At 68.7% G+C, this 13,492-nt stretch carries 3 protein-coding genes; all 3 read right to left on the reverse strand.

Going from position 1 to position 13,492, the window contains the following annotated elements; genetic code table 11:
• Positions 1-6,141: amino acid adenylation domain-containing protein (locus tag ACODS5_RS24110; RefSeq protein WP_489109836.1), on the reverse strand; the 6,141-nt coding region annotated here is incomplete at its 3' end.
• A 1-nt stretch (position 6,142) separates the two neighbouring features.
• Positions 6,143-12,694, reverse strand: coding sequence for an amino acid adenylation domain-containing protein (locus ACODS5_RS24115; RefSeq protein WP_489109837.1), 6,552 nt, complete (start codon positions 12,692-12,694; stop codon positions 6,143-6,145).
• On the reverse strand, positions 12,687-13,492 hold an 806-nt coding region (locus ACODS5_RS24120), incomplete at its 5' end, for a phosphopantetheine-binding protein (RefSeq protein ID WP_489109838.1). The genes ACODS5_RS24120 and ACODS5_RS24115, both read right to left, overlap by 8 nt.

Here is a 13,492-nt window from a genome sequence, read left to right on the forward strand (position 1 = left end):
CACGTCCGGGCCGACGCCCTGCGCGATCAGGTGACGGGCCAGCTGGTTGGCGCGGACATCCAGCTGGGCGTAGCTCAGGCGGGTATCGCCGAATACCAGGGCCTCGGCCTGTGGCGCGCGGTCCACCTGGGCTTCGATCAGCTGCTGGATCGAGCGCTCCAGCGGGTAGTCGGTGGCGGTGGTGTTCCACTTTGCCTGCTCGTCGCGCTCGGCGTCGGTCAGCATGGGCAGCGCGCCAAGCAGCGCCTGTGGCGCGCCCGCCATGGCCTGTAGCAACGCCAGCAGATGCGCGCTCAGGGTCTCGATGAAGCCGGCCGGGAAATCAGCCGCTCCATAGCGGTACTCGATGCTCAGCGTGTCAGCCGCGCCAATCGCCACCGTCAACGGGTAGTTGGTCTGCTCGTGGCTGTGCACCTGGCCAAACTGCAAGGCCCCCGGCAAGGCGCCCTGCAACGCTTCGGACACCGGATAGTTCTCGAATACCAGGATATTGTCGAACAAGGCCTCGCCGCCCTGCCCGGCCCAGCGCTGCACATCGAACAACGGTGTGTGCTCGAACTCGCGCAATGCCAGGTTGGCCTCCTGCACCGTCTGCAACCAGTCCGCCACGCACTGCTCGGGGCGCGGGCTGGCCACCACCGGCAAGGTGTTGATGAACAGGCCCACCTGCTGCTCGATACCCTGCAATTGCGCCGGGCGCCCCGCCACGGTGGCGCCGAAACATACCGTCGACTGCCCGGTGTGGCGCTGCAACAGCAGCAGCCAGGCACCTTGCACCAGGGTGTTGAGGGTAATCTTCTGCGCCCGGCAGAAGTTCGCCAGCTCCGTGGTCGCCTGGCGGTCCAGGTGCTGACGATGCAGGCGTTGCCCCGCCTCGCCGCCAACCTGGCGCCGGGCCAGGCGGGTCGGCGTCTCCAACGTGCGCAGTTGATCCTGCCAGAACGCCTGGGTGCTGGCCCCGTCGCGCTCGCCCAACCATTCGATATAGTCGGCCCAGCGTGCCTGCACCGGTGCCAGGGCCATGCCATGGTAGGCCTGCATGATCTCGCCGAGCAGGCGCGAACTGCTCCAGCCATCCATCAGGATGTGGTGATGGCTGTAGATCAGTTGATGACGCTGCTCGCCGGTGCGTACCAGTTGCACTCGCATCAGCGGCGCCTCGGTCAGCGCGAAGCCTTGCTCGCGCTGGGTCCGGGCCAGTTGTTCGAGGGCTTGCTCGCAGTCCTCCCGAGCACGCCAGTCGAGCAGTTCGAATGGCAGCGCGACCTCGCGCATGACCACCTGCAATGGCTGCGGCACGCCCTCCCAGAAGAACCCGCTGCGCAGCACTTCATGGCGCTGCATGACCTGCTGCCAGGCGGCGCGGAAGCGCTCGCCATCCAGGCCGTCGACGGGCACCTGCAACTGGTTGATATAGTCGCCCGCCTCGGCGTGGTAGAGAGTGTGGAACAGCATGCCCTGCTGCATCGGCGACAGCGGCAGGATGTCTTCCACCGCCGCCAGGTCGACAGGCAGTGCGTCCAGGCTCGCCTGGTCCAGGCCGGCCAGGGGGAAGTCCGACGGCGTCGCGCCCACGACGCCCGGGGTGCAGCAGTGCTCGACCAGCGCCTCCAGGGCCTGGCCATAGGCCTCGGCCAGGGCCTGCATGGCCTGGGGCTCGAACATGTCCGGGCTGAAGCTCCAGTCGATGCTCAGTGTCCCGCCATACACCTGGCCATTGAGGGTCAGCCAGTTGCCCAGCGGGGCGCTGGCGCTCTGCTCCGCGCCGCTGCTCTCGCGGGCCGGCGAGAACAGGCTCGGGGTGTCGTCGGCGAAACTGCCGTCGAACTGCCCCAGGTAGTTGAAGGTGACACGCGGTTCCGGCAACGCGGCCAGGCGTGCGCGCACCTCGGGCTCGCCCAGGTGGCGCAAGGCGGCGAAACCGATGCCTTTGTCCGGCACTGCGCGCAGTTGCTGCTTGGCGACCTTGATCGCTTGCGGCCAGTGCGCCGCCGTGGGCAGGCGCACCGGGTATTTGCAGGTGAACCAGCCCAGGGTGCGGGTCAGGTCGATGCCGTCGAAGATTTCCTCGCGGCCATGCCCTTCCAGTTGCACCAGCACAGCGTCGCGCCCGGTCCAGTCGCCGAGCACCCGTGCCAGCGCGGCCAGCAGCAGGTCATTGACTTGCGTGCGGTACGCTGCCGGGGCCTGTTGCAGCAAACGCTGGGTCGACTCCGCGGACAGTCGCGTGCTGACGGTGGCCTGGCGGTCCTGGCGCAGCGGCACGTCGCGGCGCAGCGCCGGCAAATCGCCGTCGACCCCCTCCAGGGTGCGCAGCCAGTAGTCCAGTTGCTGGGTAGCCAACGCGCCTTGGGCGTGAGCCTGCAGGCGCTCGCCCCACAGTCGCAACGAGTCGGTCTTGGCCTGCAGTCGTGGCGCTTGCCCGGCGGCCAGCTGGTTATAGGCGCACTGCAGGTCCTCGAAGATGACCCGCCATGAAACACCGTCCACCAGCAGGTGGTGGATCACCAGCAACAGCCGCTGGCTGCCATCGTCCAGGTCCAGCAACAGGGCGCGCAGCAGTGGCCCCTGGCTCAGGTCGAGGCTGCGCTGGGTAGCCTCGCACAGGGCTTGCAGGGCCTCGCCTGTCACCCCCTGGTGCTGGCGGCACAACGGCGTGGCCTGCCATTGCTGGCGCTGCTCCTCAAGGCTCAAGTAGCGGGCCTGCCAGCCCTGGGCGCCCTCGTCGAAGCGCTGGCGCAGGCCGTCGTGGTGCTCCACCAGCGCGCGCAAGGCCGTCTCCAGCACCTGGGCATCGATGCGCTGATGCGCCTGCAACAGCACCGACTGGTTCCAGTGATGGCGCTCGGGCACGGCCCGGGCGAAGAACTGCTGCTGGATCGGCAGCAACGGCAAGGCGCCGGCCAGCGGCCCCTGCTCGGCACGCTGGCGCGAGTCGCCGAGCACGGCAACGCTGGCCAGCGCTTGCACGGTCTGGTGCTTGAACAACTGCTTGGGGGTGAACACGATGCCGGCCTGGCGGGCCCGGCTGACCACCTGGATGGACATGATCGAGTCGCCGCCCAGTTCGAAGAAGTTGTCGCCAAGGCCGATCTGCTCGCGCTGCAACACCTCCTGCCAGATCGCCGCGATGCCTTGCTCCAGCGCGCTGCGCGGGGCCACATAGGCGAGCTGCGCGGGGCTGGCATCAGGGGCCGGCAAGGCACGGCGATCGACCTTGCCGTTGGCGTTGAGCGGCAGCGCGGGCAACGCCACGAAATGCGCCGGCACCATGTAGTCCGGCAGCACGCCTGCCAAGGCCGGGCGCAGCTGGGCCGGATCGACGCCGTCGAGCACCACATAGGCGACCAATTGTTTGTCGCGGGCCAGCACCACGGCCTCCCGGACACCGGCCAGGCGCTGCAGGGCAGCGGCGACCTCGCCCGGCTCGACGCGGTAGCCGCGGATCTTCAGCTGATCGTCGATACGCCCGCGATAGGTCACCCCGTCCGCACCCAGGCTGGCCGCGTCACCCGTGCGGTACATGCGCTGGCCAGGCTGGCCCGAGGGATCGGGGACAAAGCGTTCGGCGGTAAGGCCAGGCTGGCCCAGATACCCCCGCGCCAGGCAGGGCCCGGCGACATGCAACTCGCCCGTCACCGCTGCCGCAACCGCCTGCAGGTCGCCATCGAGCAGTTGCACGCGGCTGTTGGCCAGGGGCTGGCCGAGGCTGACCGTGATCGGCTGGCTGTCCAGCGCCAGCGCCCGGGCGAGGATGCCGACCGTGGCCTCGCTGGGGCCGTAATGGTTGTACACCTGGCAGTCCGGGGCCAGCGTCCGTACTCGGGCCAGCAGCGCCGGCGCGCTGTGCTCGCCGCCAAGGATCAGGCAACGCCGCGGCAGCACGGCCGCGGCGTCGCTGGCCGACAACAGCGCTTCGAGGTGCGAAGGCACGATCTTCAGCCCATCGACGGCGTGCTTGCGCATGTAGGCGGCGAATCCGTCGCTGTCCATGGCCAGCTCGCCGGCCAACAAATGCAGGGTACGCCCGGCGCACAAGGCACCGAACAGCTGGGTATAGCCCAGGTCGGCGGCGACGGTGGAGACCATGGCCAGGCTGCGTACCGCGCTCAGGTCGATACGCGCGTACAGGCCCGTGAGGTAATTGAGCAGTGCGCGATGGCTGACCATGACGCCTTTGGCCCGGCCCGTGGAGCCGGAGGTGAAGATCAGGTAGGCCAGGTTGTCGGGGCAACCCCCCGAAGCAGGCACGGCGCTCCAGGCCAGGCAGTCATCGACCTGGACCTGCTCGAACGCGCCCTGCAACGGCGCGCGTCCCTGGGCCAGGTCATCGCTCAGCAGCAGCGCCACCTGGGCTTCGGCCAGCAGTTCCTGTTGGCGAGCCGGCGGCGTGGCGAGGTCCAGGGCCAGGTAATGCCCCCCCGCCTTGAGGACCGCCAGCATCGCCACCAGCAGCTCCACCGAACGCTCCAGCGCCAGGCCCACTGCCACTTCCGGGCCCACGCCGCTGGCGCGCAGGCGCGTCGCCAGGCGGTTGCTCCATTGGTCGAGCTCGGCATAGCTCAGTTGCCGCTCGCCACAGACCACGGCAATCGCCTCGGGTTGACGCGCAGCCTGTTGCTCGAGCAGTTGATGAATGCCGGCGCAGTCCGGCGCCGGCAGCATCTGGTAGTCAGGCTGGCTGAGCGGCGCCAGGGAAATTTCACCCAGCGCCCTGCCCGGCTCGGCGATCACCGCCTGCAGCAAGGCCAGCCAGTGCTCGGCCATCTGCCGCACGGTGCGCTCGGCGAACAAGTCGCTGGCATAGATGAAACGCGCGCTGATGTCCTGGCCCTGCTCGACGGTTTCCAGGGTCAGGTCGAACTTGCTGTGGCCGTTGTCCAGCGGCAGCTGGCGCACCTGCAATGGCATGCCGGGCGGCAGTTGCACCTGGCCCAGGTCGTTCTGGTGGTTGTGCATCACCTGGAACAACGCGCCATGGCTGAGATCGCGCTGGACCTGCAAGGCATCGACCAGTTGCTCGAACGGCAGGTCCTGGTGGGCCTGGGCTTCGCGACTGGCGGTCCCGACCTGCGCCAGCAGGTCGTTGAACGAGGCCTGGCCGTCGATCCGCGCGACCAGCACCTGGGTGTTGATGAAGAAACCGATCAGGCCACGGGTTTCCACGCGGTTGCGGTTGGCCAGGGCCACGCCGACGCGTACCTGCGCCTGGCCGCTGTAGCGGTGCAGCAGCAGTTGCAGGGCCGCCAGCAGCACCACGAACGGCGTCACCCCCTGGCGCTGCGCCAGCGTGCGCAGGCCCTGGGCCAGATCGTTGGGCAGGGCCAGTTCGATACTGGCGCCACGCAGGCTCTGTTCGGCCGGGCGCGGGTAGTCCAGCGGCAGTTGCAGCAGCGGGTGCTCATCGCCCAGCTGGGCTTTCCAGTAGTCCAGTTGGCGATCACGCTCGCCGGCTTCCATCCAGCGCCGCTGCCACAAGGCATAGTCGGCGTACTGGATCGGCAGCGCCGGCAAGGCCGCCACGCGGCCTTCGCTGGCGGCCAGGTAGCCATGGATCAGCTCGTCCACCAGCACCTGCATCGACACACCATCGGCGACGATATGGTGCAGCACCAACAGCATCACGTGCCGGTCCGCCGCCAGGCGCAGCAGGCGTACCCGCACCAGCGGCGCCTGGGCCAGGTCGAACGGCTCGCTGCTGCCGGCCGCCAGGAAGGCTTCGACCTGCGGTTGCTGTTCGGCGTCGGCGAGCGTTTCGATGTTCAGCGTCAGCCTGGCCTGTGCCTCGATCACCTGGCGCGGCTGCCCGTCGTCGGCGACGAAACGCGTGCGCAGCGAGGCATGGCGCGCCAGCAGGTCATCGAAAGCCTGCTGCAGGGCCGCCAGGTCGAGCGGGCCCTCCAGACTCAGGGCGCTGGTGATGTGGTAGGCGCTGCTGTGCGGCTCCAGCTGCCAGAGGAACCACTGGCGTTGCTGGGCGTAGGACAGCGGCAGCGCATCGAGCTCCTCGTGCATGGCCGGGATCGGCAGGTTACTCAGGCTCATGCCACGCTCGGCGAGCTTGTGCAAAAAGACCTTGCGCTGGGCCAGAGGCAGGCGGATGAAGCGCTGCACCAGCGCAATGTTGTCCTGTACAGCCATCTCAGAGGGTCTCCAGCTCGTCAAGAAGATCATGCATGTCGCTCAGGTCCTGCTCAGGGTCAGCGCTCACGCGGTCGGCCAGGGCCGCGCTGTATTCGTGCAAGGTCGCGGCCTTGAAGATCAGGTCCAGGGCGATGTCGGCCGCCAGCGCCAGTTGCAGCTGGGCGGTGGCCTGGGTGGCGAGCAGCGAGTGCCCGCCCAGTTCGAAGAAGTTGTCGTCGCGACCGACCCGCTCGAGCTTGAGCACGGCCTGCCAGACCTCGGCCACCTGTTGCTCCAGCCCAGGCCGTGGCGCCACGAAGTGACGTTGCAGGGCGCTGGCATCGACCTCGGGCAGGGCCTTGCGGTCGATCTTGCCGTTGGGCGTGAGGGCGAAGCCTTCGAGCAGCATCAGGTAGCTGGGGATCATGTAGCCCGGCAGGTTGGCCTTCAGGTGCAGGTTGAGCTGGTCGCGCAGGGCCTCCTGGCCCGCCGCGTCCAGCGCCTGCTGCGCCACCACGTAGCCGACCAGCTGCGCGCCGGTCGGCCCCTGGCGGGCGATCACCAGCGCCTCGCGCACCGCGGCCACGCCTTGCAGGCAGGCCTCGATCTCACCCAGTTCGATCCGGAAGCCACGCACCTTGACCTGATGGTCGACGCGGCCCAGGTAATCGACCACGCCGTCGACCCGCTGGCGCACCAGGTCGCCACTGCGGTAGGTACGCGCGCCCGGCGCGCCGTGTGGATCGGGCACGAAACGCTCGGCCGTCAACCCGGGGCGACGCAGGTAGCCGCGAGCCAGGCCCGCACCGCCCAGGTAGAGCTCGCCGGGGTGGCCAAGCGGTACCCGCTCGAGCTGGTCGTCAAGCACCCGTACGCTGCGATCGCCAATGCGCGTACCGATCGGTGCATAGGCGGCGTCGCAAGCATCCTGCTCGCCGGCCTTCCAGATCAGCGGGGTAACCACGGTTTCGGTAGGACCATAGCCATTGATGATGTAGCGCGGACGCAAAGCGCGACGAGCCAGGTCGTAGCTGGCCTGGGGCACCGCGTCGCCGCCGAAGCAGTACACCCGCACCGGCGGCGGGTTGCCGTCGCGCTCGGCATGCTCGGCCAGTTGCTGCAGGTACGCCGGCGGGAACGCGGCCACGGTCACGCCGTGGCGGTGCATGGCCTGGTAGGTCTGCTCCGGGGTCCACAGGCCAGCGTCGCGAATCAGCAGGCGCGCGCCATGGCTCAAGGCGGTGAGCCAGCGTTCATGGGCACCGTCGAAGGCGAACGACATGAAGTGCAGCTCACAGTCGTGCTCGCTCATCTCGTAGCGCTCGCCAATCGCCAGGCAATGCATGACCAACGGCCCGTGAGCCACCGCCACGCCCTTGGGCTTGCCGGTGGAGCCGGAGGTGTAGATCACATAGGCCAGGTTGCCCGGCTGCACGGTGCGCTGGGGCGCCTGGGCCGGTTGCGCGCTCAGCTCGACCTGGTCCAGGGCCAGGCAGTCCAGGCCGTCTGGCAACGGCAGGCGCGCGGCCAGGTGCGACTGGCTTAGCAGCAGGCTGATGCCGGCATCCTCGATCAGGTAGGCCAGGCGCTCGCGGGGATAGTCCAGGTCCAGCGGGGCATAGGCGGCCCCCGCCTTGAGCACCGCCAGCAGTGCCACCAGCATCTGTGGGCTGCGCTCCAGGGCCACGCCGACCAGGGTTTCCGCACCTACGCCGCGAGCGATCAGCAGGTGCGCCAGCTGGTTGGCCTGGGTGTCCAGCTGGGCGAACGTCAGCTGCTGGTCAGCGCAGATTACCGCCAGTGCCTCGGGGCGGCGTGCGGCCTGGGCCTGGATCAGTTGGTGGATACTGCGCGCGGTGGGATAGCCCGGCTCATCGACGCTCCATGGGCGCATGGCCTCGAGCTCGGCGCGGTCGAGCATCGGCAGTTGCCCAACTCGCTGCGCCGGGTCGCGGACCATGGCCTGCAGCAAGTTGCGCCAGTGCCGCCCCAGCCGCTCGATGGTCGAGGCCTGGAACAGGTCGGTGGCGTAGGTCAGGGTCGCGTCGAGGGTGTCGCCCGAATCGAAGGTGTCCAGGGCCAGGTCGACCTGTGCGGTGACGCTGTCCCAGTGCACGGTTTCGATCTGCAAGGCACCGAGGTCGCCCAGGCGGGCCGCGCGCGGATCACGGTTCTGGTGGTTGTAGATCACCTGGAACAGCGGGTTGTGGCTGAGGCTGCGCTGCGGTTGCAACACCTCGACCAATTGCTCGAACGGCAGGTCCTGGTTGGCCTGGGCATCCAGCGCCGCGGCCTTGCTGGCCTGCAGCAGGTCGAGCACGCGGGCTTCGGGCTGCACCTCGACGCGCAGCACCTGGGTGTTGACGAAGAAGCCCAGCAACGCTTCGGTTTCGACCCGATTGCGGTTGGCCATGGGCACGCCGACGCGAATGTCGGCCTGGCCGCTGTAGCGGTGCAGCAACAGCTGGAACGAGGCCAGCAGCAGCATGAACAGGCTGGCCTGCTGGTCCTGGGCCAGCTGGCGCAGGGCCTGGACCAGCTCGGCGGGCAACTGCACCTGCACTTGCCCGCCGCGGTGGCTCATCTGCGCCGGGCGCGGGTAGTCGCTGGGCAGTGCCAGCACCGCATCGCCGCCAGCCAGACGCTGTTGCCAGTATTCCAGTTGGCGCTGGCGCTCGGGCCCGGCCAACCATTGGCGTTGCCACTGGGCGAAGTCGGCGTACTGGATCGGCAAGGCCGCCAGCTGCGCCTGGCGGCCTTGGCTGGCGGCGCCATAAAGCTCGATCAGCTCGTGCACCAGGCGTTGGATCGACCAGGCATCGGAGACGATGTGATGCTGGGTCAGGACCAGCAGATGCTCATCGCTGCCCAGTGGCGCCAGGCAAGCCCGCAGCAGCGGGCCGTTGGCCAGGTCGAAAGTGCGCTGGGTCTCGGCCAGGACGAAGGCTTCGATCCGCGCCGACAACGACTCACCAGGCGGCAGGCTGGCCTGGCGCAACGCCAGCGTGGCAGCATCGGCGATGACCTGCAGCAGCTCGCCACCGTCCTGGCGGAAGGTGGTGCGCAGCGGTTCATGGCGGGCCACCAGTGCATCGAGACTGTGCTGCAGTGCCGCCAGGTCCAGCGGGCCACGCAGGCGCAGGGCCATGGGCACGTGATAGGCGGCGCTGTGCGGGTCGAGTTGCCAGAGGAACCACTGGCGCTCCTGAGCGAACGACACCGCGAGCGGCCGGTCACGCTCGACCGCGCGGATCGTCTCGCCGTCCACGGCGTCGACGGCGCCCAGTGCCGCGCAGAAGTCGCGCAGCCCGGAGTGCTCGAACAGGGTCCGCAGGCTCGCCTCGACCGCCAATGCCTGGCGCACGCGCGACAGCACCTGGGTCGCCAGCAGCGAGTGGCCGCCAAGTTCGAAGAAGTCATCGTCCAGGCCGACCCGAGGCAGGTGCAGGATCTCGGCCCAGATCGCCGCCACGCCCTGCTCCACCGCACTGCGCGGCGCGACATAGGCGCGCTGCGCCTCGGTCGCGTCCGGCTGCGGCAGCGCCCGGCGGTCGAGCTTGCCGTTGCCGGTCAGCGGCAGTGCATCGAGCAGCAGCACGTGGCTCGGCACCATGTACGCCGGCAGATCGCGCTGCAATTCGGCGCGCACGCTATCGCGCAACGCGGCCGGGTCAAGCTCGCTGGCGACGACCAGCCAGGCCACCAGTTGCGGGCCGTTGACCCCGTCGACGGCCAGCACCACGGCCTCGCGCACCTGCGGGTGCTGCAACAGGCGGGCTTCGATCTCGCCCAGCTCGACACGAAAACCACGAATCTTCACCTGATGATCGATACGCCCGACATACTCGATCGCGCCGTCCTGGCTGAAGCGGGCCAGGTCGCCACTGCGATAGAGCCGCGCGCCAGGGGCGCCGAACGGATCGGGTACGAAGCGCTCGGCACTGAGCGCCGGGCGTTGCAGGTAACCACGGGCCAGGCCCGCGCTGCCCACATACAGCTCGCCGATACAGCCTTGCGGGACCGGGTCGAGGGCCGCGTCGAGCAGGTACAAGGTCTGGTCGGGGATCGGCTCGCCGATCGGGCTGGCGCTATCACTGCGCAGGTCGGCCAGGGACAGCGGGCGGTAGGTGACATGCACCGTGGTCTCGGTGATGCCGTACATGTTGGTCAGTTGTGGCTGAGCGTCACCGAAGCGCTCGAACCACGGGCGCAGGCTGGCTACCTCGAGGGCTTCGCCGCCAAACACCACATGCCGCAGGGCCAGCGCCGGCACCTCGGGCCGCGCGCAAGCCACCTGCATCAGCTGGCGGAACGCCGACGGGGTCTGGTTGAGCACGGTCACCCGCTCGCGCTCCAGCAAGGCCAGGAACTCTTCCGGTGAGCGGGTGAGCGCCTGGGGCACTACCACCAGTCGACCGCCCTGCAACAGGGCACCGAAAATCTCCCACACGGAAAAATCGAAGGCATGGGAATGGAACAGGCTCCAGGTGTCGTCGGCGCCAAAGCCAAACCACGAGTCGGTGGCGGCGAACAGGCGCAGCACGTTCTCGTGGGGCAGTAAGGTGCCCTTGGGCTTGCCGGTGGAGCCGGAGGTATAGATCACATAGGCCAGGTTGCCCGGCTGCACGGCGACCTCGGGGTTGCCAGGGTCACTCGACACCCCCGGCTCGGCATCGAGCAGCACCCGCGGCAAATCGGCAGGCGGTTGCAGGCGCTCGAGCAAGGTCGTCTGGGTCAGCAACAAAGCGATGCCGCTGTCTTCCATCAGGTAGGCCAGCCGCTCGCGGGGGTTGCTGGGGTCCATCGGCACATAGGCACCGCCAGCCTTGAGAATGGCCAGCAGGCCGACCACCAGGTCGAGACTGCGGGCCACCGCCAGCCCCACTCGCACTTCCGGGCCAACCCCAGCGGCGATCAGCCGCGCAGCCCAGTGGTTGGCCTGGGCGTTGAGTTCGCCATAGCTCAGCTGACGGTCTTCGCAGGTCACGGCGATGGCCTGCGGACGGCGGCGCGCCTGCTCCTCGATGCAGCCGTGCAGGGTCTGTGTCACCGGGAACGGACGGGTGGCAGGGTTCCAGGCGCGCAGATGGTGCTGGCGCTCAGCGTCCTCGAGCAACGGCATGTTGCCAACGACTGCCTGCGGGTCGGCGACGATGGCCGTCAGCAGCTGCTGCCAGTGGCGCATCAGCCGCGCGACGGTGGCGGCCTCGAACAGGTCGCTGGCATAGGTGAGGCAGGCATGCAGGCCCTGGGCGTTCTCGCTGGTGTCCAGGGTCAGGTCGAACTGGGCACCGGGCTGCGCCTGTTCGAGCAAGGTCACCTGCAGCTCGCCAAGGCTCAGGCCCTGGGTCACGGCTGGCTGCACCTGGTGATTGAACATCACCTGGAACAGTGGGCTGTGGCTGGCGTTGCGTTCCGGTTGCAGCGCCTCGACCAGTTGTTCGAATGGCAGGTCCTGGTGCGCCTGGGCCTGCTGCACGGTTTCATGCAGGCCGCGCAGGTGCTGGCTGAAACTGCCATGCAGGTCGAGCGGCGCGCTGATCACCTGGGTATTGACGAAGAAGCCGATCAGTCGTTCGGTCTCGGCGCGGTTGCGGTTGGCCAGCGGCACACCGATGCGTACCTCGGGCTGACCGGTATAGCGTTGCAGGAGCAGCTGGAAGCTGCCCAGCAGCACGGTGAACAGACTGACATCGTGGCGCTGGGCGAGCTGGCGCAGCGCGACAGCCAGCGCCGTGGGCAACTGCACGCTCTGGCTCGCGCCGCGCCCACTCTGGCGCACGGGGCGCGGGCGATCGAGCGGCAGTTCGAGCACATCCTGGTGGCTGCCCAGGCGCTCGCGCCAGTACTGCAGCTGACGCTCGCGCTCGCCCGCCTGCAGCCACTGGCGCTGCCACAAGGCATAGTCCGAATACTGGATCGGCAGCACCGGCAGTAGCGCCGGCTCGCCACGGCAAGCGGCGCGGTAGCATTCGAGCAGTTCCTCGACCATCACCCCCATCGACCAGCCGTCGGTGACGATATGGTGCAGGCTCACCTGCAGCAGATGGTCGTCCGCGCCCAGGGGCTGTACCCGTACCCGCAGCGGTGCGCCCTGGGCCAGGTCGAACGGCGTGGCGGCCTCATCGCGCAGGCGCGCATCGATCAGCTGTTCGGCGCCAATTGCCGGCTGCGCCGCCAGGACTTGCCAGTCCGGCTCGCTGTCGGCCGACACCTGCTGCAAGGCCTGCCCATCGACTTCGAGGAAGCGCGTGCGCAGGCTGGCGTGGCGCGCCAGCAACTGGTCGAAGGCACCCTGCAGCGCGGCCAGCTCCAGCGGGCCGCGCAGGCGCAGGGCCAGGCACAGGTTGTAGGCACAACCTTGTGGGTCGAGCTGCCAGAGGAACCATTGGCGCTGCTGGGCATAGGACAACGGCAGCGGGCCACGCTCGATGGCTGGCACGATCGGCAGGCGCGCTACATTCACCCCGGCCTCGCCCAGCTTGCGGAACAGCTGCTGGCGCTTGTCGCTGTCCAGCCCGCCGATTCGCGTGGCCAGCTCCTGCGAGCGTGCGGTTTGGGGCTTAAGCATTGTGTTCCTCCAGTTCGTCGAGCGCGCCGAAGATCAGGTCCAGTTCGTCGCTCGGATCGTTGTCGGCCATGACGGCCTGCACGTGCGCCGCCAGCTGATGCAGGGTGCGCAGTGCGTAGAAATCGTTGATGGCCAGTTCGATGCCCAAGGCGCCGCGCAAACGGGCCAGCAGCATGATCAGTTGCAGTGAATGACCACCGAGTTCGAAGAAATCGTCGTCCAGCCCCACCCGCTCGACCTTGAGCACTTCCTGCCAGAAGCCGGCCAACTGGCACTCCAGTTCGCTGCCTGGGGCGCGGTAGGCCGCGGCGCCCGCGCCGGCCTGCGGGTCGGGCAAGGCCCGGCGTTCCAGCTTGCCATTGGCCGACAACGGCAGCGCCTCGAGCAGCACGAAGTGCGCCGGCAGCATGTAGTCCGGCAGGCTGACCTTGAGCGCTGCCTTGAGGCTGTCGACCAGGCCGGTGCCGGCAGCGACGGGCACCACGTAGGCCACCAGTTGCGCGCCGCGTGCGATCACGGCGGCCTCGCGCACGCCATCCTGTTCCAGCAGGCGTGCTTCGATCTCGCCCAGTTCGATACGCAGGCCGCGAATTTTCACCTGGTGGTCGATTCGCCCCCGGTATTCGATCACCCCGTCCGCGCGCTGGCTGGCCAGGTCGCCGGTGCGATACAGCCGCGCACCGTCACCGAACGGGCTGGTGACGAAGCGTTCGGCGGTCAGCCCCGGGCGACGGTGGTAGCCGCGGGCCAGGCCTTCGCCGCCCAGGTACAGCTCGCCCACCACGCCCACCGGCACCG

The sequence above is a fragment of the Pseudomonas sp. FG47 genome, from assembly GCF_057809115.1.